This is a genomic window from Enterobacter sp. JH25 (genome assembly GCF_021725435.1).
Taxonomy (GTDB): Bacteria; Pseudomonadota; Gammaproteobacteria; order Enterobacterales; family Enterobacteriaceae; genus Enterobacter; species Enterobacter intestinihominis.
This window is the reverse complement of the sequence record NZ_CP091319.1, coordinates 1,558,728-1,585,090: the sequence shown is the minus strand read 5'-3', so window position 1 is coordinate 1,585,090 and position 26,363 is coordinate 1,558,728. Positions and strand designations below refer to the sequence as shown.

The 26,363-nt window shown below is 55.3% G+C and carries 20 protein-coding genes; 5 read left to right on the top strand and 15 right to left on the bottom strand.

Annotation, left to right across the window (positions count from 1 at the left end; genetic code table 11):
* The first annotated feature begins 69 nt into the window (after positions 1-69).
* The 4 genes from pncB (at position 70) to L2Y28_RS07430 (ending at position 5,881) form a co-directional block, all read left to right on the top strand.
* Complete coding sequence (gene pncB / locus L2Y28_RS07445; protein WP_022647642.1) at positions 70-1,272, top strand: nicotinate phosphoribosyltransferase; 1,203 nt, start codon at positions 70-72, stop codon at positions 1,270-1,272.
* A 168-nt stretch (positions 1,273-1,440) separates the two neighbouring features.
* The gene (gene asnS, locus L2Y28_RS07440) at positions 1,441-2,841 is read left to right on the top strand and encodes an asparagine--tRNA ligase (protein WP_022647641.1); all 1,401 of its coding nucleotides are present in this window, start codon (positions 1,441-1,443) and stop codon (positions 2,839-2,841) included.
* Positions 2,842-3,447: 606 nt separating this feature from the next.
* Entirely contained in the window at positions 3,448-4,506 is a 1,059-nt protein-coding gene (ompF, locus tag L2Y28_RS07435) for a porin OmpF (protein ID WP_022647640.1), read from the top strand.
* A 184-nt stretch (positions 4,507-4,690) separates the two neighbouring features.
* Positions 4,691-5,881: an amino acid aminotransferase gene (locus tag L2Y28_RS07430; protein ID WP_022647639.1), complete on the top strand. Its 1,191-nt coding sequence runs from the start codon at positions 4,691-4,693 to the stop codon at positions 5,879-5,881.
* A 52-nt stretch (positions 5,882-5,933) separates the two neighbouring features.
* On the opposite strand, the gene L2Y28_RS07425 is transcribed toward L2Y28_RS07430, so the two are convergent.
* The 7 genes from L2Y28_RS07425 to cmoM all read right to left on the bottom strand — a co-directional run bounded on the left by L2Y28_RS07425 (position 5,934) and on the right by cmoM (position 16,570).
* Positions 5,934-6,581 carry an MBL fold metallo-hydrolase gene (locus L2Y28_RS07425; protein ID WP_022647638.1) on the bottom strand — a complete coding sequence of 216 codons (648 nt, stop codon included), beginning with the start codon at positions 6,579-6,581 and terminating at the stop codon, positions 5,934-5,936.
* 20 nt (positions 6,582-6,601) lie between these two features.
* Positions 6,602-7,153 carry a YcbK family protein gene (locus tag L2Y28_RS07420; protein ID WP_003858202.1) on the bottom strand — a complete coding sequence of 184 codons (552 nt, stop codon included), beginning with the start codon at positions 7,151-7,153 and terminating at the stop codon, positions 6,602-6,604.
* Positions 7,154-7,328: 175 nt separating this feature from the next.
* On the bottom strand, positions 7,329-9,152 hold the full coding sequence (gene ldtD / locus L2Y28_RS07415) for a L,D-transpeptidase (RefSeq protein ID WP_032621720.1): 1,824 nt from the start codon (positions 9,150-9,152) through the stop codon (positions 7,329-7,331).
* A gap of 179 nt (positions 9,153-9,331) precedes the next feature.
* Positions 9,332-13,780, bottom strand: coding sequence for a chromosome partition protein MukB (mukB, locus tag L2Y28_RS07410; RefSeq protein WP_022647636.1), 4,449 nt, complete (start codon positions 13,778-13,780; stop codon positions 9,332-9,334).
* Complete coding sequence (gene mukE, locus L2Y28_RS07405) at positions 13,780-14,484, bottom strand: chromosome partition protein MukE (RefSeq protein ID WP_003858208.1); 705 nt, start codon at positions 14,482-14,484, stop codon at positions 13,780-13,782. Before mukE ends, mukB begins: the two co-directional genes overlap by 1 nt.
* Positions 14,465-15,787, bottom strand: a complete 1,323-nt coding sequence (mukF, locus tag L2Y28_RS07400; RefSeq protein WP_022647635.1) for a chromosome partition protein MukF — start codon at positions 15,785-15,787, stop codon at positions 14,465-14,467. The genes mukE and mukF overlap by 20 nt, the downstream gene beginning before the upstream one ends.
* Positions 15,788-15,790: 3 nt before the next feature.
* On the bottom strand, positions 15,791-16,570 hold the full coding sequence (gene cmoM, locus L2Y28_RS07395) for a tRNA uridine 5-oxyacetic acid(34) methyltransferase CmoM (RefSeq protein WP_006809373.1): 780 nt from the start codon (positions 16,568-16,570) through the stop codon (positions 15,791-15,793).
* A 120-nt stretch (positions 16,571-16,690) separates the two neighbouring features.
* Here cmoM and elyC point away from each other — a divergent pair, with 120 nt between their 5' ends.
* On the top strand, positions 16,691-17,470 hold the full coding sequence (elyC, locus tag L2Y28_RS07390; protein WP_022647634.1) for an envelope biogenesis factor ElyC: 780 nt from the start codon (positions 16,691-16,693) through the stop codon (positions 17,468-17,470).
* Here the strand turns inward: elyC and L2Y28_RS07385 are convergent.
* From L2Y28_RS07385 to ihfB, 8 genes are all read right to left on the bottom strand, one after another.
* Positions 17,447-18,340 (bottom strand): YcbJ family phosphotransferase, encoded by an 894-nt coding sequence (locus tag L2Y28_RS07385; RefSeq protein WP_022647633.1) that lies wholly within the window; start codon positions 18,338-18,340, stop codon positions 17,447-17,449. The two genes, elyC and L2Y28_RS07385, sit on opposite strands and share 24 nt — an antisense overlap.
* Positions 18,341-18,470: 130 nt before the next feature.
* Entirely contained in the window at positions 18,471-19,217 is a 747-nt protein-coding gene (kdsB, locus tag L2Y28_RS07380) for a 3-deoxy-manno-octulosonate cytidylyltransferase (RefSeq protein WP_022647632.1), read from the bottom strand.
* Entirely contained in the window at positions 19,214-19,396 is a 183-nt protein-coding gene (gene ycaR / locus L2Y28_RS07375; protein ID WP_003858220.1) for a protein YcaR, read from the bottom strand. The genes kdsB and ycaR overlap by 4 nt, the downstream gene beginning before the upstream one ends.
* Before the next feature lie 45 nt (positions 19,397-19,441).
* Positions 19,442-20,671: a winged helix-turn-helix domain-containing protein gene (locus tag L2Y28_RS07370; protein WP_022647631.1), complete on the bottom strand. Its 1,230-nt coding sequence runs from the start codon at positions 20,669-20,671 to the stop codon at positions 19,442-19,444.
* Between the two features lie 43 nt (positions 20,672-20,714).
* On the bottom strand, positions 20,715-21,692 hold the full coding sequence (lpxK, locus tag L2Y28_RS07365; RefSeq protein ID WP_022647630.1) for a tetraacyldisaccharide 4'-kinase: 978 nt from the start codon (positions 21,690-21,692) through the stop codon (positions 20,715-20,717).
* The gene (gene msbA / locus L2Y28_RS07360; protein ID WP_003858227.1) at positions 21,689-23,437 is read right to left on the bottom strand and encodes a lipid A ABC transporter ATP-binding protein/permease MsbA; all 1,749 of its coding nucleotides are present in this window, start codon (positions 23,435-23,437) and stop codon (positions 21,689-21,691) included. Before msbA ends, lpxK begins: the two co-directional genes overlap by 4 nt.
* A gap of 36 nt (positions 23,438-23,473) precedes the next feature.
* Positions 23,474-25,738 carry a ComEC family protein gene (locus tag L2Y28_RS07355; RefSeq protein ID WP_022647629.1) on the bottom strand — a complete coding sequence of 755 codons (2,265 nt, stop codon included), beginning with the start codon at positions 25,736-25,738 and terminating at the stop codon, positions 23,474-23,476.
* 211 nt (positions 25,739-25,949) lie between these two features.
* Positions 25,950-26,237: an integration host factor subunit beta gene (gene ihfB / locus L2Y28_RS07350; protein ID WP_003858233.1), complete on the bottom strand. Its 288-nt coding sequence runs from the start codon at positions 26,235-26,237 to the stop codon at positions 25,950-25,952.
* Positions 26,238-26,363 lie beyond the last annotated feature (126 nt).

The window sequence follows — 26,363 nt, the reverse complement described above, 5'->3', positions numbered from 1 at the left end:
TAAACAGGGTATACTCCGGAGTTGTTTATTGTACTAAACGCTCCCGTGAGAGGATGCTACAGCGCACCTATGACTCAATTCGCTTCTCCGGTTCTGCATACGTTGCTGGATACCGACGCGTACAAGCTGCATATGCAGCAAGCCGTGTTTCACCACTATCATGATGTTCATGTTGCGGCGGAATTTCGCTGCCGGGGTGACGACTTGCTGGGTATCTACGCAGATTCCATTCGTGAACAGGTCGATGCCATGCAGCATCTGGCGCTCACCGATGACGAATATCAGTGGCTTTCAGGCCTGCCTTTCTTTAAAGCGGACTATCTGAACTGGCTGCGTGAGTTCCGCTATAAGCCGGAACAGGTCACCGTCACCAATGATAACGGCAACCTGGACATTCGTCTGACCGGCCCGTGGCGCGAAGTGATCATGTGGGAAGTGCCGCTTCTGGCCGTGATCAGCGAGCTGGCCCACCGCTATCGCTCCCCTGAAACCGGTGTAACGCAGGCGGTTGCCGCTCTGGAGAATAAACTCGTTGAGTTTTCCAGACTGACAGAAGGGCTGGATATGTCCCGCTTCCGTCTGATGGACTTTGGCACGCGCCGCCGCTTCTCTCGCGAGGTTCAGGAAGCCATTGTCAGACGTCTGCAACAGGAGCCGTGGTTCGTTGGCACCAGTAACTACGATCTGGCGCGTCGCCTTGATTTAACGCCGATGGGTACCCAGGCGCACGAATGGTTCCAGGCGCACCAGCAGATCAGCCCTGACCTTGCCAACAGCCAGCGCGCCGCCCTCGCCGCGTGGCTTGAGGAATACCCGGATCGGCTGGGTATTGCCCTTACCGACTGCATTACCATGGACGCGTTCCTGCGCGACTTTGGCCCTGAGTTTGCCGAACGCTACCAGGGTTTGCGCCATGATTCCGGGGACCCGGTTGAATGGGGTGAGAAAGCCATCGCCCATTACGAAAAACTGGGTATCGATCCCATGAGTAAGGTGCTGGTCTTCTCCGATAACCTTGACCTGGCGAAAGCCGTCGACCTTTATCGCCACTTCTCATCGCGGGTGAACCTGAGTTTCGGAATTGGTACGCGCTTAACCTGTGATATCCCCCAGGTGAAACCGCTGAACATCGTCATAAAGCTAGTGGAATGTAACGGTAAGCCGGTCGCGAAGCTCTCCGACAGCCCTGGCAAAACCATCTGCCATGACAAAGCGTTTGTCCGCGCATTACGTAAAGCCTTCGATCTGCCTCAGGTTAAAAAAGCCAGTTAACGGCTTCGGGGGAGCCTTCATGGCTCCCCTTCTCTTATTAATTTCTTATTTCTTCTCTTAAGACGGTGAAATTTACTTGTCTGATAGCGGATGGCAGGTAACATAGATATCCCCCCTATAAGGGCGGACAAGTGTTTATTTTTTCCGACTATTAACAGAGAGAATATTATGAGCGTTGTGCCTGTAGCCGACGTACTCCAGGGCCGTGTCGCCGTTGACCAGGAGGTCACCGTGCGCGGATGGGTGCGTACTCGCCGAGATTCTAAAGCTGGCATCTCCTTCCTCGCCGTCTATGACGGTTCCTGCTTTGATCCTGTACAGGCCGTCATTAATAATTCTCTGCCCAATTACAATGATGGCGTTCTGCACCTGACAACCGGCTGTTCCGTGATCGTCACCGGTGTTGTGGTGGCCTCTCCGGGCCAGGGTCAGAGCTACGAAATTCAGGCGACCTCAGTGGAAGTGACCGGCTGGGTTGAAGATCCGGACACCTATCCGATGGCTGCAAAGCGTCACAGCATCGAATATCTGCGTGAAGTTGCGCACCTGCGTCCGCGCACCAACCTGATTGGTGCAGTGGCGCGCGTGCGTCATACGCTGGCGCAGGCGCTGCATCGCTTCTTTGACGAGCAGGGTTACTTCTGGGTGTCTACTCCGCTGATCACGGCATCCGATACCGAAGGCGCAGGTGAAATGTTCCGCGTTTCAACGCTGGATATGGAAAACCTGCCACGTACGCCGGAAGGAAAAGTCGATTACGACAAAGACTTCTTTGGTAAAGAAGCCTTCCTGACGGTTTCCGGCCAGCTCAACGGCGAAACCTACGCCTGTGCGCTGTCTAAGATCTACACCTTCGGCCCAACCTTCCGTGCGGAAAACTCTAACACCAGCCGTCACCTGGCGGAATTCTGGATGCTGGAGCCGGAAGTCGCCTTTGCCGATCTGAATGACGTGGCTGGCCTGGCAGAAGCGATGCTGAAATACGTGTTCAAAGCCGTTCTCGAAGAACGCGCAGACGACATGAAATTCTTCGCTGAGCGTGTCGATAAGGACGCCATCGCCCGTCTTGAGCGCTTCGTCTCCGCAGACTTCGCGCAGGTGGATTACACCGACGCGGTCGCTATCCTGGAAAAATGCGGTGAGAAATTCGAAAACCCGGTTTACTGGGGCGTGGATCTCTCCTCCGAGCATGAACGTTATCTGGCAGAGAAGCACTTCAAAGCACCGGTTGTGGTGAAAAACTATCCGAAAGACATTAAGGCGTTCTATATGCGCCTTAACGAAGATGGTAAAACCGTTGCCGCGATGGATGTTCTGGCGCCGGGCATCGGTGAGATCATCGGTGGCTCCCAGCGTGAAGAGCGCCTGGATGTGCTGGACGCGCGTATGCAGGAGATGGGCCTGAACCCGGCGGACTACAGCTGGTATCGCGATCTCCGTCGCTACGGCACCGTTCCGCACTCTGGCTTTGGCCTGGGCTTCGAACGTCTGATTGCTTACGTAACAGGTGTTCAGAACGTACGTGATGTGATTCCGTTCCCACGCACACCGCGTAACGCAAGTTTCTAACCGACCAAATCATTAATGGCCAGCAAATGCTGGCCATTATTTTATCCTGCAATGTCAGTTTTCGTCAGTCAAAAGTAAGCGTCTATAAACCACAACCCCGCAATTCCCTCTACCTGTTACGTTTTGTTTCCACGAAATATCCTTAGACAAAAAAATAACCCTATTCTTATTGCGCTTAATACAATCCTTACGTAATAGCACAAAAAACAACCACATTCACAGCCATCTGGATGGCTTTTGTCGATTATAAGAAAAAATGAGCCGTTTAACTTCTGTTTATACGAAAGACCTTTAGCTAAATTAAACATAAGGAAATCATATATATAAGAATAAAGCGGAGGTTTAATTCACCAGAACGCGCTGAAGTTTGAGGTGCTTCACAAAGTTCCCAAAAATACATATTTAGTTACACATATTTTCTTTTGGTAACTGAATCTTGAAGATTGTAGCACTTTCAGTGTAGCGAAACGGTTCTATGAATGGATAGATGCCTGTCAGACACATAAAGACACCTAACTCTCATCAATAGTTCCGGAAATATTTATTGACAGAATTTATTGACGGCAGTGGCGAGTGTCATAAAAAAACCAATGAGGGTAATAAATAATGATGAAGCGCAATATCCTGGCAGTGGTAGTCCCTGCCCTGCTGGTAGCCGGTGCAGCAAACGCTGCTGAAATCTATAACAAAGACGGCAACAAATTAGATCTTTACGGGAAAGCAGTTGGCCTGCATTACTTCTCTGATTACGCGGGCAACGATGGCGACAACACTTACGCGCGTCTGGGCTTCAAAGGTGAAACTCAGATCAACGATCAGCTGACTGGCTACGGTCAGTGGGAATACAACTTCCAGGGTAACAACTCTGAAGGCGGCGATGCGCAGAACGGCAACAAAACCCGTCTGGCATTCGCAGGTCTGAAATTTGGTGACGCAGGCTCCTTCGACTACGGTCGTAACTACGGTCTGGTCTATGACGCAATCGGCATCACCGATATGCTGCCTGAGTTCGGCGGCGACACCGGCGCGAGCGATAACTTCTTCGCAGGCCGTACGGGTGGTCTGGCGACTTACCGTAACAGCAACTTCTTCGGCCTGGTTGACGGTCTGAACTTTGGTGTTCAGTACCTGGGCAAAAATGAACGTGATGACGCGGTACGTTCCAACGGCGACGGCTGGGCGACCTCTCTGAGCTATGACTACGAAGGCTTCGGCATTGTCGGTGCTTATGGCGCCGCTGACCGTACCAACAACCAGCAGACTCTGGAATGGGGTGAAGGCGACAAAGCTGAACAGTGGGCAACCGGCCTGAAATACGACGCGAACAACATCTACCTGGCAGCCATTTATGGCGAAATGCGTAACGCAGCGCGCCTGGGCAGCCGTGGTTTCGCTAACAAGTCTCAGGACTTCTCTGTTGTCGCTCAGTACCAGTTCGATTTCGGCCTGCGTCCATCCATCGCTTACTACAAATCTAAAGCGAAAGACGTAGAAGGTATCGGTGACGAAGACTACATCAACTACGTTGATATCGGTGCGACCTACTACTTCAACAAAAACATGTCTACCTATGTTGACTATCAGATCAACCAGCTGAAAGACGACAACAAGCTGGGCATCAACAACGACGACATCGTGGCTCTGGGTCTGGTTTACCAGTTCTAATCAGCACACCTCGTTGCTATATGCTTAAAGAACAGGGCTTCGGCCCTGTTTTTTTATTCCCGAGAGAAAATAATAGCGACTTTTGAAAAGCCGCACGCTTTTCGTCGCAAACGGTTGGCATTTTGTAAATCTACCGTTAACCTGATAGCGGATTTCACTTCTGTAATCACAATGGAACTTCGTCATGTTTGAGAACATTACTGCCGCTCCTGCCGACCCAATTCTGGGCCTGGCCGATCTGTTTCGTGCCGACGACCGCCCTGGCAAAATCAACCTGGGTATTGGTGTATATAAAGATGAAACCGGCAAAACTCCGGTACTGACCAGCGTCAAAAAAGCTGAGCAGTATCTGCTGGAAAACGAAACCACCAAAAACTACCTCGGTATTGATGGTATCCCTGAATTTGGTCGCTGCACCCAGGAGCTGCTGTTCGGCAAAGGCAGCACCATTGTGAGCGAAAAACGCGCCCGCACGGCGCAGACCCCAGGCGGTACCGGCGCACTGCGCGTGGCGGCAGATTTCCTGGCGAAAAACACCTCTGTGAAGCGTGTCTGGGTAAGCAATCCAAGCTGGCCGAACCACAAGAGCGTGTTTAATTCTGCGGGTCTGGAAGTCCGTGAATACGCCTACTATGACGCGGCAAACCACACGCTGGATTTCGACGGTCTGCTGGCCAGCCTGAGCGAAGCCCAGGCGGGCGATGTGGTGCTGTTCCATGGCTGCTGCCATAACCCAACTGGTATCGATCCTACGCTTGAACAGTGGGAACAGCTGGCTAAGCTGTCCGTTGAAAAAGGCTGGCTGCCGCTGTTCGACTTCGCTTACCAGGGCTTTGCCCGTGGTCTGGAAGAAGATGCTGAAGGTCTGCGCGCATTCGCCGCCGTCCATCAGGAGCTGATTGTCGCAAGCTCCTATTCCAAGAACTTTGGTCTGTATAACGAGCGTGTCGGCGCCTGTACGCTGGTGGCCGCTGACGATCAAACTGTCGATCGCGCATTCAGCCAGATGAAGTCCGTGATCCGCGCTAACTACTCCAACCCACCGGCACACGGTGCGTCTGTAGTTGCGACGATCCTGAGCAACGATGCGCTGCGCGCAATCTGGGAACAAGAGCTGAACGATATGCGTCAGCGCATTCAACGCATGCGTCTGCTGTTTGTGAACACGCTGGCTGAGAAAGGCGCCGACCGTGACTTCAGCTTCATCATCAAGCAGAACGGCATGTTCTCCTTCAGCGGCCTGACCAAAGAGCAGGTGCTGCGCCTGCGTGAAGAGTTTGGCGTCTATGCCGTTGCCTCTGGCCGCGTGAACGTTGCAGGTATGACGCCTGACAACATGGCGCCACTGTGCGAAGCCATTGTCGCGGTGCTGTAACCTGCACCCATAAAAAAAGCCTGCATCGCGCAGGCTTTTTTATTGAAAGGGTTTACCAGACAGGCATTTCATCCTGAAGGAACGGGTTATGCAACCGCTCATCGCCCAGCGTTGACATTGGTCCGTGTCCAGGGATAAACGTCACATCATCACCTAACGGTAATAACTTCTGCTTAATCGACTGAATCAGCTGACCGTGATCGCCGCGTGGGAAATCGCTGCGTCCTACGCCCCCTTTGAAAATCACGTCACCGGAAATCAGCAGACGCGACGCGTCATCAAAGAAGACAATATGGCCAGGCGTATGCCCGGGGCAATGCAACACCTGTAAAGTTACATTCCCTACGTTAACGCGATCGCCTTCGTTCAGCCAGCGGTCCGGTGTCAGTGGCTGACAGTCATCCAGACCAAACATGCGGCTTTGGGCAGGCAGCCCCTGAAGCCAGAACTCATCTTCTTTTTCCGGGCCGATAATCGGCACACCGTAGTGTTCAGCCAGTTCAGCCGCTGCACCCACATGGTCAAGATGGCCATGGGTCAGTAAAATCTGCATCAGCGTTACACCGCTTGCAGCGACTTCCTGCTTGATTGTCTCAGCGTCGCCACCGGGATCAACAAGCGCGGCCAGTTTAGTTTGTTCACACCAGATCAATGAACAGTTCTGTGAGAACGCGGTAACCGGAATAATACGATAGTTCATACTGCTCCTGTGTTTCGTTATTACCAGTGCCGAACCGGCCCGGTATCAATATGCACAAAGTTGCTACGTGGGTAGTATCCTACACCACCTGCGCGCATAGATAACGCCGCTTTGCGAATATTGGCTAACGAAACGCCTTCAATATGGAAATCCATCGCCTGCCCTTTGGTGTGATAGCTTTTTTTCGCTACCCCACGGCTGTGGGCGCGAAGTTCATTGTTGGTATCCAGAGAGCGATAGCCAGAAATGAGTTGCACCGGCCTTTTGGTCCCCAGCAGTCCCTGCAAGCGGTAAAGCTGATCGAATAATCCAGGGTCGATGGCTTTGATTTTGTTCGCGCGGAAATCACGGAAAAAATGGTTGAGTCGTGCTAATTCATCCTGAATATAGCCTCTGCCATCGAAAAATTCCGCTTTAAGCGTCTCACCAGTATGCAGATTGTTGAGCGTTAAAATACGCGGACGGGGTGTCGAGAGGGTGGCAAATGCTGGCGTCGGAAGGATGGCTGCTGCGCCCAGCGCAACGCCACCTAACGCCAGCAATTTGCGGCGATTAGCGTCAAATTTGTCCATGATAATCAGGTCTACAGGTAAAAGAAATTGTCAATATGCTTAGCGCACGAAGGGCACCATAACTGGCAAAGCCTGCTACGTCAAGGCGCCCAATCCCAGTGAATACGCGGCTTTCAGCCAGATCGCCTCATATTCACCATAACTTACGACAATCATTTTTACCGAACTACTTCATTTACCTGATTAATTGTTCCGCTTTTGGCAAGATTTGTGCGCCGGATCGCGCTGTCAGATCATAATTGTAAATATCTGTACGATACTGGGTACGTCCGTCCGCGCCCACAAACGCCGTCAGATAGTAAAGATTGACCGGAATATTGTGGCGGATATTGACGTAACGCGTATCCCCCTGCTTCAGGGCATCTGATATCCGCGTATCGTTCCAGCCTGCATCCTGCAACAGCATATTCGCCAGCTCCGAGGCCTTATTCACGCGAACGCAGCCAGAACTGAGCGCGCGTGCGTCTTTCTGGAACAGATTATGGTTCGGGGTATCATGCAGATAGATTGCGTCCGAACTTGGCATATTGAATTTGTAACGTCCGAGCGAGTTATGCGCACCTGGTGCCTGCTGGAAACGGAACGGCAGGTTCGAAGGCGTAATCGTTGACCAGTCGACCATCCAGGGGTCAATCGCTTCTTTGCTGTTCCAGCCACGCATCACCGTATAGTTATGTCGCTCCAGATAGCCCGGGTCATTCCAGACCTTAGGCAGGATATCTTTGCGCGCCAGCGTCGGCGGCACGTTCCACGGCGGGTTAACCACCACGTTATTCAGCGCGCTGCTCATCATCGGCGTTTTGCGGTCAGGTCGACCCACAATCACGCGGGACGCCAGCACTTCGCTACCGTCCTGATAGTAGACCAGGGAGTACGCCGGAATGTTGACCATAATGCCGGTGGATAACGTGCCCGGCAGCAAGCGCAAGCGCTGGATATTCAACGCCAGCACCCCTGCCCGCTGGGCCGGAGAGACGTTCAGCCAGTCGCGAGTCGATGGACCAATCACGCCGTCGGCGCCCAGCCCCTGCGCGGCCTGGAACTGCTTCACTGCCGCGACCAGTTCGCGATCGTAAGCGGCGGGCTTATTGCTCAGCGCAACGGCGGTTTTCTCTTTTACCGGCGCCGACGGGCTGACGACTGCGTTTTGCGTCTCGTCGCCGGGCAGCGCAATTTTAGGGCCGCTGTCAAGCATGCCAGACCGTTTCATAATTTCGCGAATCGCAGGCACATCGCTGCTCCATTGTCCCGGACGCAGCGTTGCTGTTTCACGCAACTGAGGCCACGGGCGGGAATCCGCGACCAGCTCAAGAAGCGACTGATGCATCGTGGCATACTGCGGGTGGGCGGGCGCAAGGCTTGCGATAAAGCGCGGCAGTTCACCGTTGTCCAGCGACAGCTGCCACTGATTAATGACGGACAGCGCGGGCGTCGCCAGCTTGTACGGTTTACTGCTGTATAACCAGCGGTTGCCGTTCACCGAAATCCCCGCCACAAACTGCAAGTAGCCCATCATGGCATCAGACAGCACCACGTCACGCGCCTGTCCGGTTACGGCAGGGTCGGTCAGGAGTTCAACCCAGGTCGTGAACTGTGGCTGAAAACCTGCAATCGCCACTTCAGCCAGCTGCTGCTGGAAGGCACGTACCGCCTCGCGATTTTCCCACATCGGTTTCATATCGCGCGCAGCGTAAAGCAGCGTGAGCTGGTTAATATAAGCGGGAGTATAGCCCGAGGGCAGCCCGGTCATAAGCTGCTGGCGTAATGATTCAGTATCGATGCCTTCCGGCAGCGGTTTAATGCCGGCCATGATGGCCGTCGCCGGAGACTGATCCAGCGGTTGTGACAGCGACGTCGGCTGCGCGCCCATCGTCGCGGAGCTGTCAGTCGGTACAATTTCAGGCTCATCGGCCTGAGCGGTAAACAGTGGAGCAAACATCACTGTCAGGCACAAACTCAGCGCAGACAGCTGACGACCACGATCTTTCTTAAGCAACATCCCTTGCCCCCTGTTTTTCACGACATGCCCAGTATTATGGAGCTTTCCTTCAGTATAGAAAGGCATACACGCTGCTGCCTTGCCTTATGTAAAGAAGTTTAAAGATAACGCAGCCCTGAACACAAGGTAAGTGAATAAAAAAAGCGACGCCTGAGCGCCGCCTTTTATCATACCCGGGGTTAAGAGGCGTCAGCCGTGCCCGGTAAAGACTCCGGAGGCTGCGGCGCAAAGCCACGCAGACCTACGACGTGTACATGTTCACTGTTCTGGAACACTTTACGCACCAGCTTATAGGTTGTCCCCTTTTCCGGACTGATGTTTTCCGGCGCCGCGATGATGAGCTGCATATCGAGTCGCTCGCAAAGCTCAAACAGCGTGGCGATGGAGCGGGCGTCGAGACGCGCGGCTTCATCGAGGAACAGCAGACGGCATGGAGAGATGTCCTTGCCGCGCAGACGACGCGCTTCATCTTCCCAGCTCTGCACCACCATCACCAGAATCGACATACCGGTACCGATGGCTTCACCGGTAGAGAGCGCACCGGATTCCGCGCGCAGCCAGCCGTCTGAGCCACGGTTAACCTCAACTTCCATTTCCAGATAGTTGCGGTAGTCCAGCAACTCCTCGCCGATGGTTTGCGGCGTACGCTGGCCCATGTCAATCTGCGGATTCAGACGCTGATACAGCTTCGCCAGCGCTTCGGAGAAGGTCAGGCGGTTACTGTTGAACAGATCCTGATGCTGCTCATGCTGTTCAGACAACACGTCCAGCAGCGTGGAGTGCGCCTCACGCACGTTCACGTTCAGCCGCACGCTGTTTACCTGGCCAAACGACACGCTTTGCAGGCCCTGGTTCAGCTGACGGATACGGTTCTGCTCGCGCTGAATGGTTTTACGAATAATATTCGCCACGCTGCGGGAGCTGATTGCCAGCTTCTGCTCGCGGGAGGTCAGCTCCTCCGTCAGACGGCCCAGCTCGATCTCCATCTGTTCGATCGCTTCAACCGGATCGTCGGTACGGATGATGTCCTGACGAATACGTTCGCGTAAGTGCTGATAAACCGCCACGAAGAACTGAATTTTGCGCTCAGGACGCTTCGGATCTTCGGACATGCGCAGCACGTCGCGCAGGTGTTCATTGTCCGCCACGGCCAGACGCAGCGCACCCAGCGCCTTATCCGACATAGAGCGCAGTTCATCGGCTGACAGGTACGCCAGCTCGCGACGGTGCAGACGACGCTCCACGTTGTTGTCCTTCACCATGCGCATCACCGCGCACCAGCCCGCCTTCGCAGTCACAACCTGTTCACGCATCTCAAAATAGTCGCGCTCCAGCTTGCGCAGACGACGCGTCAGGTTGTCCATCTCCGCTTCACAGAAGGTCAGCGCTTTTTCGAGCTGATTACGACGCGCACGGTTGTTGCTGAGCTGAGCATGCAGCTCATCGCGGCGAATACGCGCCCGCTCTTCTGCGCCGCTGTCGGCGCGCACGCCAATGTCCTGCAACTCTTTATGCAGGTCATTTAACAGCTCTTTCTTGGTGTCGAAGGAGCTTTTCAGCGACGCCATGACCTGGCTGTACTGGCTCAGCTGTGCAGCGTGAGTACGCATCGCTTCACGGGCGCGCGTTCGTTCCGCTTCGGCCTGCTCAAGACGCTGGCGCAGCTTTTCATTCAGATCGCTGTTCCCGCTCAGCATTTCTGCTGAATCGGAGTAGCCGAAGTGTGCGCGACGTTGCACCACTTCCGTGAGGGCAAACGCCTGCTGACGCGCTTCGCGCTGCACCTGCTGTGACCAGGCGTAATCTTCTTTTAACTGCTCAAACTGTTCCGGGTCGCTCTGGAGAACGGAAACCATCGGCTCCAGTTTTGCCAGTTGATTGCCGTGTTGCTGCACAAAGCGCGCCGCTTCCTGCGCTTCGTCCAGACGTTCCTGAATCTCATCCACGCGGTCGGCGAGCGTATCGTCCGCCAGCAGGTTCAGGCGCGGCAGGATGCGGTTAAGGGCCGCAACGCCCTCTTTCGCCTGCTCAAACTGCACGCGACTTTGCTGGTTGTCATTTTCATGGCTGGCAAGCGCACGCTCCAGCTCACCACGGCGGGTGTTGAGCTTACGAATTTCGGCTTCCGGATCGGGCTGGAAGGCAACGCCCAGATGGCTGCCGATAAAGCGGCTGAACGCCTGATGCAGACGCTGGGTTTTCTGCACGTCAAACGACAGGGTCGCAAAACGCTCTGAAAGCGTTTCACGCTCGGCGTGCAGGTTTTCAATACGGTTTTCACGCGCGGCGCGGCCAAACAGCGGCAGTTCCGGGAAGCGCGAATAGCGCCACTGGCGATCGGCGATTTTCACCACCACCGCTTTTTCCAGCTCGTCGACGCTGAATACGCTGTCATCAAACGACTGCGGATCCCCTTCGATGAGGTAGAGATCTTCCGGGCAGTCTTCCAGCCCTGCAAGCTGGTCAGAAATCAGCGACAGATCCGGCACTACAATCGCGTTACGGGACGGACCGTACAGCGCGGAGAAGTACGGCGCATCGTCCAGGCCGACGTCGTCGTAAATTTCAGACAGCAGCACGCCGCCGAAACGCTCGGCTAACGCATTCAGGCGCGGATCTTCTGAGCCGCCAGGCTGGCTTAAACGCTCGATTTCTTCATCGACGTCACGCTTGCGCGCGCCCACTTCGTCACGCTCAACAATCGCTTCGCGTTCGCGCTCCAGCAGCTGTTGCATGTATTCGGTGACGTCCTGGCTGGAGGCAAACTCCTGACCACACTGCTCGCTGAGCTGGTTCAGGCTGCTTTGTGCGGCCAGCCAGATCGGCGCACGCTGTAAGAGCGTCTTCGAACGGGACTGAAGCTGTTCCAGCTCCTGACGCAGCGTCATGCGCTGTTCGCTGGCGTTCGATACGGTATCGGACAGGGCCGCAATACGCGCTTCCAGCTCCTGATGCAGAGCCTCAAGCTCGTCGAAATCGTAATTTTTACCCTGACGTTTGCAGAATTCCGCCAGCAGACGCTCAGCTTCCTGCTGTTCACGCAGACGCTGTTCCAGCTCGTTCAGGCGCATGCGCAGCGGCTGCACCTGCTCGGCCAGATGGCGTTGATTGACGCCGTCGCGCAGCAACTCACGGGCAACGTCCCACGCTTCGTTACGCGCCAGCGGACCGTTGATCGCCACCACCAGCTGGTACGCCTGCTCAAACTGGCTGTGTGCCGTTTGCGCCACGCTCATTTTCTGATCGAGAGAAAGCAGTTTCTCAGTGGCTTCCTGCTCTTTGGCCTGGAAGGTATCCAGCCATTCGTCAGCGCTTTCAGGGGTCAGGTCCGGCAGGTGGCACAGCTCTTTGGCACGCTGCAACGCCTGCAGCGCCTGGTTGTATTGGATCGCGCGGGTCTGCTGCACGTCCAGCGCCTGCTGGTAGTCTGCGAGCTGGCTTTTCAGCTCATCCACTTCCAGCTCGGCGGCTTCCGCGCGGGCTTCGTTCTCTTCCTGCAAATCGGCGGCTTCTGCCACCACTTCATTTTGCTCTTCAAGACGAATTTGCAGCTCATCAAGATCGGCTTCATAACGCTCGATTTTTTCCTGCTGACGCAGCGCGGTTTGCACCAGGTTCAGATGATCGCTGGCCGCCTGGTAATCGGCTTCCAGATCCCCTTCGGCACCGTTGTGCTCGCCCAGTTCGCGCGCCATTTCGACATGCTTATACTGCTCGGCCACCAGCTGTTTGCGGGAGGTAAACAGCTCGCGGCGGTATTCCAGCGCCTGATCGAGATGAATACGGCGCTCGTTGGCGTGACGCATATAGTCTGCCGCCACGTAGTTGGTGGCTTCGCTGATCAGGTGCTTAAACAGATCGCGGTCAGATTGCGTAACGCGAATCGCTTCCAGCGTCATGCGGTTTTCACGCAGCGCGGCTTCCATATCCTGGAAGGCCTTACGCACGCCGCTGTTTTCCGGCAGCAGGTAGTCGCGCAGGGAGCGGGTAATGGCGCTTGAGATACCGCCGTACAGGGAGGCTTCAATCAGACGGTAGTATTTACTACGATCTGACGCGCTGCGCAGACGACGGGCCACCACGCCGAGATCGAACATCAGAGAGTGGTAGTCGGTAATGGAGTTAAACTGCTTAAACTGCACGCCTTCGATGGCTTCCAGCTTGTCTTTCAGCTCCTGGAGCGTCAGAACGCGCGCCTGTCGTTCATTCAGGGTTTCCGTCAGCAGCGCGGTCGGCTGCACGGAGGTTGGCAGCCCCTGGATCGCAAACGGTTTGATATCTACTTTACGGTCGCGGCCGGCAACCTGCTGCAGGCGCACGCCTACAACCACGCGCTGATGACGGGAGTTGATCACGTCCAGCACCGAATAACAGACGCCCGCTTTCAGCTTACCGTGCAGCCCTTTATCTCGGGAGCCGCTCGTTGCACCCGCTTCAGTGGTGTTACGGAAGTGCAGCAGGGTCAGGTCAGGGATCAGCGCCGTCACGAAGGCCGCCATGGTGGTGGATTTACCTGCCCCGTTACCGCCGGAGAGCGTTGTCACCAGCTCATCCAGATCGAAGGTTCGGGCAAAGAAGCCGTTCCAGTTAATCAGCGTTAGTGAGCGAAATTTACCGCGTTCAATCATTACTCTTCCTCCCCGCTATCCGGCTGATTCTCTTCGTGCTCGTCATTGAGCTGCAAATGGTTTTCCACCGGCATCGCTTCACCGTCACGGATCATGCGCAGCTGTGCTTCACGCGCATCGTCACCCGCACGCACATCGGCACCAAAGCGGAAGACCGATTCGGTAATGCGGAACTTGCTGCTGTCGTGACCCATGAACCAGACCATTCCCAGACGGCGCAGACGGTTCAGGGAAGAGCGAACTTTTTCCTGTAATTTCTGACGGTCCAGATCGGACCCCGTCGAGCGGTTATTTACCAGCTTGAGCAGCTTGCTTTCATCCGCCAGCGACAGCAGCTCATCGTAAAGCTCCTGCTGGGTGAAGATCCCTTCATTCGCCAGACGTTCCGGGCTGAGGTAGAGGTAGCAGAGAATTTTGCCGACCATCATATCCAGTTCGGAAAGCACCGAGCGCGGAATAAGCGTAGTAGAGCGCGGACGCAGGTAGAAAAACCCTTCCGGCGCGCGGATCAGCTCAACGTTATAGCGAGCGTAAAACTCTTCCAGATACTCCTGAAAGTCCATCAAAAAGGCGTGATTATCCAGCTCGTCAAGGCCAATGTGACGACCGGCACGCAGCTGGCTGTCCAGCGCCGGAAACAACGGATTCGCCAGCGCCTGTGCCAGCTTAACTGGCATCACTTGTTCAATATTTGTCAATGACATGCGCCTGTACCTTGGCTCCGTAATCGTTAATCGGCTGCCACTTCGGCGGCAGTCCGGTGAAATCGGCTTGTGCGATGCCCAGGCGCACCGCCTGGTCTACAACAATGCGGGCTACATCGAAGTGGCGCGCTCGCGGATACTGCGCCAGATAGTCGCGTACCACGAGGCCAAGATCCAGCGGTGCTTGTCTGGCTTTATAGACAGCGAGCTGTTCTTCGATCATCGCCGCAAGCTGCTCGCGAATTTCGTTAAATTCTTCGTATTCCAGATCCGGCGGCAGTTCCCCGGTAACCTCTTCATCACGCAGCGCCATCTCTTCGTCGCGCATATCCAGAAGACGATCGGCGTTGGCGTAGGTCAGCGCCCACGGCGCATCAAAGTAGGTCTGTACCGACTGGCGCAGACGCTGAGCAAAGACGCGGTTCTTATCCATATCGATGGCGGTACGGATAAATTTATGCACGTGGCGGTCGTAACCGATCCACAGGTCGATCGACTGCTGGCCCCAGCTGATAATGCGGTCAAGCTTACTCTGCAAATCAAACACCAGACGGTCGATAAAATGCAGATCGTCGTGCGCCATCGTCGCGTCCTGGATGCGCAGCAGGTTGGCCTGTAGCTTATCCCCAGCCGCCTCCAGCGTATCCTGCAACTCACGTAGCGTACCGGACGTTTCTGACAGCAAAAGTTCACAGCTGGAGATGGCCGCACGCCAGTCTTTATTCAGCAGTTGAGCGATATCGTCTTTGACCTGCTGCTGCTGTTCGTCCATCAGACGTTGAGTCAGATCGATACTGTCGAAAATCTCGGCGACCGAGTATTTTAGCGGCGCGTAAACGTTGCGATGCCAGTGGAATTCGTCACCGTTTTCATCAGCCGCGTCGGCGGCACGCTTCAGCTCGCCTGCAACAATGGAGAGCTGCATGGAGAGACGCAGCGTGGAAAATTCGCGCTGGCGGATGTAATAGTCGGTAATGCCAATGCCCAGTGGCGTAAGACGATAGATGGCGTTTCCTTCCGCCTGCTCGCTGGTAAAGCGGTTCAGCAGACGTTGACGCACCATATCATTGATTGCGTTGTTGGCACGCACGCTAATGGTTTCGCTGGTTTGCTCAAACGCATCACTGACGTGGCGGAACGCATCCACCAGTTCGCCTTCACTCATTTCGCCATCCAGGCGTTCGCCGTTTAGCGTCGCAACCGCCAGCAGGAATGAGAGTCTGTCTACCGGCAGCGAGATGGAGAAATCGTTTTTCCTGGCCCAGGCAACCAGTTCGGGGACTGTCTGGGAAAATTCACTCATAGATTATCCTTGCATCTGCGGCTTGCGCGCGGTGACGTGGATATAGCGGCCAAGGCTCAGATAAGGCTCCTGGCGGCAGTACCGCGTCTCTATTTCTGTTAAGGCGTCTAAACAGTCATCCTGTTTTTGTTTATCACGCAGATAATCATGAAACACCCTCACGCCGGTTTTGCCGGTAATTTCCCAACCGATCTCCTCCAGCCAGCCATAGACCTGCTGCGGTTCACGGGGGAAATCCGGTGAAAGCGTGCGTCGTTTCTTTTTATACATGCCCTGCTGTACATAGCCAAAATTGCCGACCAACACGTTTCGCATCAGCAGGCCGTTGGCATTGTAAAACATCAGCGATAACGCACCGCCCGGGCGCAACATCGACCACAGCGTTTTTAACATCGCTTGTGGTTCGGCGACCCATTCGAGCACAGCATGAAACAATATCAGATCAACCTGCGTTTCCAAATGCTGCGGAATGTCCTGAGCGGCGCAATGTATAAAATGCATGTTGTCGCTCACACCTTTCTCTTCTGCCGCTCGCCCGGCGCGCGCAACCATCTCGGCAGAAAGATCGCAAAGCGTGACGTGATGACCCCGCTGCGCCATCAGAATTGCAGTCTGCCCTTCCCCACCGCCGGCATCCAGTACGCGCAACGGTCGGTCACCAAATTCAGCCAGCAGCTTATCCAGATCCTGCCAGAGGATCGTCTGACGAAGCTGACCTTTGGTGGTGCCATAAATGTTGCGCGAAAACTTTTCCGCGATGTCATCAAAATTGCGATCCCGCATTGGGAGGGTTCCACTCACTGCAAAACCGCTATTTTGTCACACCCGCGCGGAGAATGAACCACTCTGGTGTAATATCACGGGCAATCGCCTGCTGTATGGTTAAAAAAGGAACCAAAAAGGATGCTTTTTACCCTAAAAAAATATATCGGAGGCATGATGCTTCCCCTTCCCCTGCTGTTGCTTCTCATCGCGCTGGGGCTGGCATTGATATGGTTTAGCCGCTTTCAGAAAAGCGGTAAATCCCTCGTCACCGTGGGCTGGCTGGCGCTGCTGTTACTCAGCCTGCAACCGGTCGCTGACGGTTTGTTACGCCCGATTGAAAACACCTACCCTACATGGCAGGGAAAACAGAAGGTGGGCTATATCGTGGTGCTGGGAGGCGGGTATACCTGGGATCCGAACTGGGCGCCCAGCTCGAACCTGATCAACAACAGTCTGCCGCGTCTGAACGAGGGGATCCGCCTGTGGCTGGCCAATCCGGGATCGAAGATGATCTTCACGGGCGCTGCGGCAAAAACCAACCCGGTAAGTACCGCTGAAGCAGGGGCAAGAGTGGCTGAATCGCTTGGCGTACCACGTTCCGCCATCATCACGCTGGATAGCCCAAAAGATACCGAAGAAGAAGCTGCTGCGGTGAAACAAGCCATCGGTGATGTGCCGTTCCTGCTGGTGACCTCTGCTTCACACCTGCCGCGCGCAATGATTTTCTTTGAGAATCAGGGCCTGCATCCGCTTCCTGCTCCGGCAAACCAGCTGGCCATTGACGCCCCGCTCAACCCGTGGGAACGGATAATCCCGTCCCCGGTATGGCTGATGCACAGCGACCGCGTCGGTTACGAGACGCTTGGCCGCCTGTGGCAGTGGCTTAAGGGTTCGTCAGGCAAGCCAGGGCAGGAGTGATTTTGCGGCCAGATCGAAACTGGCCCGATTAAAGCGCCCGGTGTTGACCAGTTGCGCCACCTCATCCCAGAGAAGATAGAGCCAGCGTCGCCAGAGAAAGGCCTCCGCAACGGGGGCGCGCTGAAGATAGTGCCAGAGCAAATCTTCCGCCGCCCCGCCCTCGCTCAGCCTGAACAGTTCGTACTCGCGCGGCGCCCAGAGCATGATCCCCGGCCCGACCATTGCCAGAAGCTGATCGCTGCGCGAGTCTTTAAGCATACTGCGCAGCGTGAAGTTGCCGTGAACCAGCACGCAGTTGTCGTTAAAACCCTCAAACAGCGTCGGAAGACATTCCCGGGTGCGGAACAGAATACGTTTGTCCTGCATCGTTAAACCGGTGTTGTTGAACTGGTTCAGCGTGCCCCAGAGCACTTCGACACGCTGGCGATACCATAGCGGCCACAGGTTTTCCTGAGTGCTGTCTACCGCGCCAACAAGACCCCGGCTGTCCTGCCGATGCCAGGCTAGCAGGGCCTCGACAATCTGATCTTTCAGCTGTTCCCAGCGCTCCGGTGTACGCGTCGGGGCTCCAACAGAAACCCCGCGTAAACGTTCGATAAGCAGAACATCCGGGCCGGGATGCTCCTCATGGGTCATCACGCCGTAAACCGTCGGCATACGGACTGTCCCTTCCCGCGCCAGCATCGACATTTTCCAGGCCAGCTGTCTGGCGACGCCCGGCGAGGTAAAACTTCTGGCCATCAGCGGCATGGGGTTTCCCTGACTGTCGTACAACGACCAGAGTGCGGTATCGGCCTTTTCATTCACGCATTCCACCCGGCTTAGCTTTTCACCAAGGAGATGGCTGAGTTCAGCACGCAGCTGTTCCATATGAGATTACCCCCATTAAGACTACTGCTTTTATAATGAGCGCGCGAAACCCGGATGTCACCCGGTAGAGATCAATAATGAAAAAGAAAAGGAAGAGAACATCCCCCCAGAACGAGGGGATGGCAGCGAATTAACGCAATTCGACGCGTACGCGCTCGAGATCTTCAGGCGTATCCACGCCGGTGCCAGGGACTTCCTGGGCAACCGCAACGTGAATTTTCTCGCCGTACCACAGTACGCGAAGCTGTTCGAGCATTTCGATATGCTCAAGCGGGCTTGGTGCCCAGGCGACATAGCGACGAATAAAGCCGGCGCGGTAGCCGTAAATACCGATGTGGCGCAGGAAGGTTTCGCCGATCGTCTCTTTCGATTGCGCGAAACGATCGCGATCCCACGGAATGGTGGCGCGGGAGAAATAGAGCGCGTAGCCCTCTGCGTCCATGACCACTTTCACCGCATTCGGATTGAACGCCTCTTCAGCGTGGTGAATCGGCACCGCGAGGGTCGCCATGCCAACCTTACGCTGGGCCAGGTTGTCGGCCACCTGACGGATAATAGCCGCCGGGATCATCGGCTCATCGCCCTGCACGTTCACAATCACCGTCTCGTCACTGAAACCGCATTTTTCGACGACTTCCGCCAGGCGCTCGGTGCCTGACTGGTGGTCGGCACGGGTCATGCACACTTCCCCACCCGCGGCCTCAACCGCTCGCGCGACATCCGGGTGATCGGTGGCGACGATGACGCGTCCGGCGCCCGATTCGCGTGCCCGTTCAAGGACATGCACAATCATCGGTTTACCGTTGATATCCACCAGCGGTTTACCTGGCAGGCGCGTTGAAGCATAACGCGCAGGGATAATGACAACAAAACTCATGGTTTGATCTCTTCTGCCACCAGAGAACGGGCTTCATTTTCCAGCAGGACCGGAATACCGTCACGCAGCGGGAACGCCAGGCTGTCCAGTTTGCAAATCAGCTCTTGTTTATCCTGGCTGTAATACAGTTTGCCGTTGCACACCGGGCAGGCAATAATTTCAAGTAAACGGTGATCCATAGTTCCTCCGTATGGGTAATTGCTAAAGCTTACCACATTCTTTTTTCAGGGAGTGCCTGTTTCCCAGCCACCTCGACAGGTCGTAAACAGCCCCGCAGGCACGCGACCGAGTACAATTTCATACGCCCCCTGCCAGCGCGCAAATTCACTGAGCGCAGACGTTAGCCCTTTTTCCAGGCCAGCCGTGACTTTTATGCCCTCTTCCAGCCAGAGCGCGATAACTTCAAGCATGCCGGTTTTACGGTGCATTTTAGCGTCCATGCGCCCGACAAGCTGCCCTTTATGAAGCAACGGCAAAACAAAATAACCGTACTGACGCTTTTGCGCCGGGGTGTAGCATTCCAGACGGTAGCTGAAATCAAACAGCTGTTCGGCCCGCTTTCTGTCCCAGACTACGGGGTCGAATGGCGAGAGCACGGCACTGTGGGTCGCCTGGAGTTTGCCCTCTTGCGCCTGCGCCAGCAGAGGGAACAAATCCGCATACAGCCACATTTCACCTAACGACTCAACCGAGACCGGCATCACGCGCTGTTCACGCTGCCACGTTTCCAGCAGCGGTTTTAGCTGCGGCTGACGCAGGCGATAATAATCCGCCAGCCACTGTGGGCGGAATATGCCCAGGCTGCGGGCGCTGTTCCCGAGCATAATGGCTTCGGCTGCGTCCTGAGACAGCAGGTCACGCGTATCGTCCCAGTGAGGCATAACGCGGTGCGTGAGGTCATAGACGCGCTGAAAGTTGCGGCGCTCGACCACCATCACTTTGCCCGACGTAAACAGCCCTTCAAGATGGCGTTTGTGCGGTTTCCACTCCCACCATCCGCTTGCGCCTTTTCGCGGGTGTTCAAAATCCGCGGAGCGTACCGGACCGTTTTCCTGAATATGGGCAATCAGTTGTTCTATTTCATCCGCGTGTTCCACCATCCACTCCTGACGGTATTTCCAGCCCATTTTGTCCGGGGCGAGCATGCGGTGACGCACCAGTGCAAAATCGCTGCGCGGGAGAAAACAGGCTTCATGCGCCCAGTATTCCATCAGTTCGCCCTGACTTAGCGCATTATCCAGCCACTGCGGAGGATAGTTTCCCAGGCGGCTAAACAGGACCAGATACGGGCTACGCGCCACGATGTTAATGGTGTCGATTTGCAGCAACGACATGCGTTGCACGGTAGAGAGGATATCCGCTGGCTGTGCGCGGCGGCGGGGCTTTTTCAGAAGCCCCTGGGCGGCAAGATGCAGGTTTCGTGCGGCTGCAAGTGAGAGTTGCGGTAGAGACATGCGTTTTCCTGTCAGTCAAAGCGCCACCGGAACCGCGTAGAAGTTACTGCACTAACGCGAGCAGTTCCTTGAGCAAATGTTCCGGCTGTTCGCCGCTGAGTTCAGCATCAACCGGCAGATACCACCAGTTTTCTTTCGCAAAGGCCCGGCATTTTACCGCGTCTTTTTCCGTCATGATCAGCGTCTGGCCCGGTGCGGCCAGCCTCTCAATCTCTTCGGCAACCAGCGCCTGGTGATCGGCCAGCGGTACCCGTTTCTCCAGCCGCGCGCCGCACTGCTCCAGCGTCGCGAAGAAACGCGGCGGATGACCAATCCCGGCCATCGCAATCAGATGATCCAGTAACGCGACGTCTTTACGCTCGCCGGTCAGCATATTCACTGCCTTTCCGGGACGAAGATGCATCGGGATCTCACCCGCTCTGGCTTCACCACCGTTTACAATCACGGCATCGACGCTCTTCAGGCGCGACGCACGCTCACGCATTGGACCGGCTGGCAGCCACCAGCCGTTGCCAAAACGCCGCACGCCGTCAATAACCACGATCTCTTTGTCACGCGCCAGCGCGTAATGCTGCAAACCATCATCGGTAATTATGATTTGTACGCCATGCTCTGCAAGCAGTGCCTTTACGGCATCACTGCGCACCGGCGATACCGCAACCGGCGCGCCAGTACGTTGGTAAATCAGTACCGGCTCATCACCGGCTTCAGCGGTTGTCGTAGCTGGGCTCAGCACCAGTGGATACTGCGCCGCTTTACCACCGTAACCGCGTGAGACAACTCCCGGGCGGATACCGCGCTTCTGGAGCTGTTCTACCAGCCAGATCACCACCGGCGTTTTGCCGTTTCCACCCGCCGTCAGGTTGCCGACCACCACTACCGGTACCGGTGCGCGCCAGGCGCGCTTGATCCTGAGGCGATAAAGCAGACGAATAGCACCGCTCACCAGGCCATACAGCCAGGAGAGCGGGAGAAACAGCACCCACAGAGGGGACTCACCCGACCAGATGCGTGCAATCATTGACCGAACTGCATTTTATGAAGCTGCGCGTATACACCACGTTGTTCCAGCAGGTCCGCATGGCTGCCGCGTTCAACGATAACGCCGTCTTCCACCACCACGATTTCGTCAGCCTGTTCGATGGTCGACAGACGGTGCGCGATAACCAGCGAGGTACGGTTTTTCTGTAATTCATCCAGAGCCGACTGGATAGCGCGTTCAGATTCCGTATCCAGTGCGGACGTTGCTTCATCGAGGATCAGAATCGGGCTGTTGCGCAGCAGCGCTCGGGCAATCGCGATACGTTGACGCTGACCACCGGAGAGCAGCACCCCGTTTTCGCCAATGATCGTATCCAGACCGTTATCCATTTTGTTAATGAAGTCCATCGCATAGGCCATACGCGCCGCATTCTCGATCTCTTCACGGCTGTACTCTTCGGTACGGGCATACGCAATGTTGTTCGCCACCGTATCGTTGAACAGATGCACGTTTTGCGAAACCAGCGCGACCTGGTTACGCAACGACTGTAGGGTATATTCCCGCAGGTCGTGACCATCAAGCAGGATTTCGCCCTGGTCGATATCGTAGAAACGGGTAATCAGGCTGGCAATAGTCGACTTGCCCGAACCGGAACGACCGACCAGTGCAACGGTCTTACCCGCCGGGATGGACAGGCTGATATCACGCAGCGCCGGCACTTCACGGCCTGGATAGGTAAAGGTCACGTTGCGGAATTCCAGGTCACCTTTAGCGCGCTCGATCACGCGTGTACCTTCATCTTTTTCCTGTTCGGAATCGAGGATGCTGAACAGCGTCTGACAGGCTGCCATCCCGCGCTGGAACTGGGCGTTGACGTTAGTCAGCGATTTCAGCGGACGCATCAGCGCAATCATGGATGAGAACACCACGGTAATGGTACCCGCAGTCAGGGTTTCCATGACGCTCGGGAAGCTTGCTGCATACAGGACGAAGGCCAGGGCCAAAGAGGCAATCAGCTGAATGATCGGATCGGAAATCGACGAGGCCGATACCATTTTCATCCCTTGCAGGCGCATTCTGTTGCTGACCTTGTCAAAGCGTTTGGTTTCGACTTCCTGACCGCCGAAGATCAACACTTCCTTATGGCCTTTCAGCATCTGCTCGGCGCTGGTAGTCACCTGCCCCATCGTATTCTGCATATTTTTACTGATGTTGCGAAAACGCTTTGATACCACGCGGATCGCGATGGAGACAATCGGCGCCAGCACAATAAGGATCAGCGACAGTTGCCAGCTGTAATAGAACATCATCGCAAAAAGACCGATGATGGATGCGCCTTCACGCACAACGGTAATCAGTGCGCTGGAAGAGGACGACGCCACCTGCTCTGAATCGTAGGTAATACGCGACAGCAGGGTACCGGTTGACTGTTTGTCAAAGAATGAGACTGGCATCCCCATCATATGGCTGAATAACCGACGGCGCATGGTCATCACCACTTTACCGGATACCCAGGAGATGCAGTAGCTGGATACATAGCTGGAGATTCCGCGTAAGATCATCAGCCCAATAACCACCAGCGGCATCCATAGCAGCACTGAACGATCCGTTTTACCAAAACCGTCATCCAGTAACGGTTTGAGAAGCGATAACATAAACGTATCGCTGGCTGCGTTGAGGATTAACGCTACGCCCGCCACGATCAAGCCTGCTTTGAAAGGTGCAATCATCGGCCAGAGCCGGCGGAACGTTTGCCACGTGGAGAGATCTTTGTCGTTATGCATTCAAAAAACCAGCATTTGTTGAAATAGCCGCATATTCTACCCGTTATCTACGGGCGCGCCAAACCACTGATGATACCAACGCGGTAAATAGTGTTCACGTAAGCGGCGAATTTGCCGACTTTGGTGCGAAAACGTCACAGTTATCTGTCCGGACTGCGGGGTATCAAGCCAGAGATATCCCTCAGTTCGATAGCGCCTGACTACTTTGATGGAAGGGAAACGCCACGCGTTATAGCGGGCCATCGAGGCCAGCGAAACCTGCCCCTCCACGCGCTGTAGCAGCGGTGTTGAAGATGACGTGTTACTCCCATGATGCGGCACCTGAATCAGTGTAGCCGCAAGTTGACGCCAGCGGTGGCTCAACATTGCCAGTTCTGCCTGCGCTTCAATATCTCCGGTCAGTAAAACGCTCTGTTCGCCGTCATCGATTTTTACCACGCAGGAGCGGTTGTTACCTTTCGCCGGGGTGTTTTCGGGTGGCCAGTGCACGGAGAACGTTAACCCATGCCACTGCCATCGCTGTCCACGAAAGCACGGAAGATGTCCGGTCCAGGCTAAGGGGCTTCTGATCCACATTGCAGGCCAGGCAGCTTTTAGCGATGCCAGTCCCCCCGCGTGGTCGAGATGTTCATGGCTCAGGATCACCCCTTCCGGCCTCAGATGATGCCAGCGTAGCCAGGGGATAATCAGCTGCTGCGCGCTGTCCCCACCGGGCCATGCCAGCCCGGTGTCATACAGAATGGCCTTCCCGTGACGCTCAATGACCATCGCCAGCCCTTGCCCTACATCCAGCATATGCAGGGACCAGCTGTCAGTTTTAATCCTGTGCCAGAGGGGAAATGCCATCACCACGCTGCCTGCCAGACAGACTGCGGGTACTGCGCTGAAGGCCCTGAATCGCCAGCCAATGATCAGCAGCCACGGCAGTAACGTCAGGTATTGCCAGCGTTCATCCACGTCCTGCCAGCCATTCGGTAAACGCATCAATAGCCAGAAAAGTCCTGCCAGAGATTTATCGGCAGCCAGCCAGACGATACTTTCCAGCGTCGCCACCGGATACAGATGCAGAAACATGCCGAGCAGGATCAGTGGAACTGAGATAAACGTTACCAGAGGAACAGCAAACAGATTCGCCACCAGCGAGGAGAGACTGAAACCATGGAAAATCAGTACCTGAAGCGGCAACAGAAGCAGCAGCATTCCAACCTGCAAATACAACAGCGTAACCAGCGGCCGCAGGCACCGGCCACGTTGCCAGTGCGGGAGAGGCAACCACTGATACCAAAAAATAAGCGCGGCGACCGCAAACGCGGATAACGCCAGGCTTTGTGACAGTACCGCCAGCGGATCGAAAAACAGGATCGCCGCCACGCAGGTAAGCCATACCTGCCAGGGCGACCAATGGCGACCACTCATTTTTAATGCAGCCAGTACCACAAGCGCCATAACCGTACGCAGCGCGGGCGGCTGCAATCCCGTTAGCCATGCGTAAAACGCGGCAAAAAGCAGACCTGCCAGTAAGGGCACTTGCCAGATAATCCAGCGGCCCGGCAGGAAAAATTGGATGCCCCGAGCCAGTAGCCAGACAGCAGAAGCGGCCAGCGCAATATGCAATCCCGAGATTGCCATCAGATGCATCGTTCCGGTCTCACGCATCAGGTTTTTTATCTCCCGCGAGACCGACAACCGCTCCCCCATCCCCAGCCCCAGGATCACGGGCCCCCACTGATATGCTGAAAGCGTATTCTGTAGTGATGTCAGGTATTGCGAACGCAGGCTACAGCGTGCGTCGATAATCTCCGCATGGGTAAACCGTCCGCTCAGCGTCTGGTGTCGGGCAAAGGCGTTTTTCTGCGAATCATAGCCGCCATCGTTGAGCTCTCCGTGTACCGCCCTGAGCCGCAGGGTCATTGCCCAGCGTTGACCCACGCAGACATTTTGAGGCAGGTAGTTGCCGTAGAGTGACACGCCCATGGCAGCCCACACGCGTTCTCCATTGAGGCTGATAATCCTTCCCTGATGCATCGTTGCGCCGTCCGTTGCGGTAATAACCACCTCGGCCTGCTGCGGAACTTTCGTTAAATGGTTCATCGGCCACACGCTTTCCTGAGCGGCCAGGATCCCCCAGCACATAAAAAACAATGCGAGGCCTGAAAACCTGAGCCATTTTCTCTGCTGTACGGATAACGCAATTCCTGCGGCAATCAGCAACCAGACAATATGCAAGTCTGGCAAAACGGGTAACCAATAGAGCGGGATTATGGCCAGAATGGCGCACATACTGATAACGTGGATCCCCATCTTCACCTCCATGTTTCAGGCGATTATGCGGCGGGACTGATGCGTCGTCAGACAGAAAAGGCGTGATTTACAGCGGGCGCTGCAACGTTTTTAAGCGTTTACAGCAAAGAGAAAATTTAAATGCGGCGCGTATTCAGAAATGCAGGGCGGGATACAAAAAAAGCACCCTAAGGTGCTTTCTTTAAACTCAGTTTAACCCTGATGATTAAACTCAGTTACCGTAAATATTGGCGCGATCGCGCAGTTCTTTACCCGGCTTAAAGTGCGGAACATACTTTCCTTCCAGCTCCACTTTATCGCCAGTCTTCGGGTTACGCCCGGTACGTGGTGCACGATAGTGCAGGGAAAAACTACCGAAACCGCGGATTTCAATGCGCTCGCCCTGGGCAAGAGTGGTAGCCATATGCTCCAGCATCTCTTTAACGGCATCTTCCACAGCCTTGGCAGGGATATGCGGTTGCTGACTGGCAAGTCTTTCAATCAATTCTGACTTGGTCATGATTCCTCCGGTTCCTTTCAAACCCATTAGCTGAACAGCTTATTAAACAAGGGCGGCCGTAGCCGCCCTTTGTTATTGATTACAGGACGAATCCTGCAATCTGTCAAGTCTGCTCTCCATCCTTCG

Excerpts from the sequence above, each read along its gene's own strand:
- L2Y28_RS07430 (WP_022647639.1), top strand. The coding sequence starts at position 4,691 with ATGTTTGAGAACATTACTGCCGCTCCTGCCGACCCAATTCTGGGCCTG.
- L2Y28_RS07425 (WP_022647638.1), bottom strand. The coding sequence starts at position 6,581 with ATGAACTATCGTATTATTCCGGTTACCGCGTTCTCACAGAACTGTTCA.
- lpxK (WP_022647630.1), bottom strand. The coding sequence starts at position 21,692 with ATGATTGCACGCATCTGGTCGGGTGAGTCCCCTCTGTGGGTGCTGTTT.
- ihfB (WP_003858233.1), bottom strand. The coding sequence starts at position 26,237 with ATGACCAAGTCAGAATTGATTGAAAGACTTGCCAGTCAGCAACCGCAT.
- mukF (WP_022647635.1), bottom strand. The coding sequence starts at position 15,787 with ATGAGTGAATTTTCCCAGACAGTCCCCGAACTGGTTGCCTGGGCCAGG.
- L2Y28_RS07355 (WP_022647629.1), bottom strand. The coding sequence starts at position 25,738 with ATGGGGATCCACGTTATCAGTATGTGCGCCATTCTGGCCATAATCCCG.
- mukB (WP_022647636.1), bottom strand. The coding sequence starts at position 13,780 with ATGATTGAACGCGGTAAATTTCGCTCACTAACGCTGATTAACTGGAAC.
- mukE (WP_003858208.1), bottom strand. The coding sequence starts at position 14,484 with ATGTCATTGACAAATATTGAACAAGTGATGCCAGTTAAGCTGGCACAG.
- ycaR (WP_003858220.1), bottom strand. The coding sequence starts at position 19,396 with ATGGATCACCGTTTACTTGAAATTATTGCCTGCCCGGTGTGCAACGGC.
- ompF (WP_022647640.1), top strand. The coding sequence starts at position 3,448 with ATGATGAAGCGCAATATCCTGGCAGTGGTAGTCCCTGCCCTGCTGGTA.
- L2Y28_RS07385 (WP_022647633.1), bottom strand. The coding sequence starts at position 18,340 with ATGGAACAGCTGCGTGCTGAACTCAGCCATCTCCTTGGTGAAAAGCTA.
- elyC (WP_022647634.1), top strand. The coding sequence starts at position 16,691 with ATGCTTTTTACCCTAAAAAAATATATCGGAGGCATGATGCTTCCCCTT.
- pncB (WP_022647642.1), top strand. The coding sequence starts at position 70 with ATGACTCAATTCGCTTCTCCGGTTCTGCATACGTTGCTGGATACCGAC.
- kdsB (WP_022647632.1), bottom strand. The coding sequence starts at position 19,217 with ATGAGTTTTGTTGTCATTATCCCTGCGCGTTATGCTTCAACGCGCCTG.
- msbA (WP_003858227.1), bottom strand. The coding sequence starts at position 23,437 with ATGCATAACGACAAAGATCTCTCCACGTGGCAAACGTTCCGCCGGCTC.
- asnS (WP_022647641.1), top strand. The coding sequence starts at position 1,441 with ATGAGCGTTGTGCCTGTAGCCGACGTACTCCAGGGCCGTGTCGCCGTT.
- L2Y28_RS07420 (WP_003858202.1), bottom strand. The coding sequence starts at position 7,153 with ATGGACAAATTTGACGCTAATCGCCGCAAATTGCTGGCGTTAGGTGGC.
- ldtD (WP_032621720.1), bottom strand. The coding sequence starts at position 9,152 with ATGTTGCTTAAGAAAGATCGTGGTCGTCAGCTGTCTGCGCTGAGTTTG.
- cmoM (WP_006809373.1), bottom strand. The coding sequence starts at position 16,570 with ATGCGGGATCGCAATTTTGATGACATCGCGGAAAAGTTTTCGCGCAAC.
- L2Y28_RS07370 (WP_022647631.1), bottom strand. The coding sequence starts at position 20,671 with ATGTCTCTACCGCAACTCTCACTTGCAGCCGCACGAAACCTGCATCTT.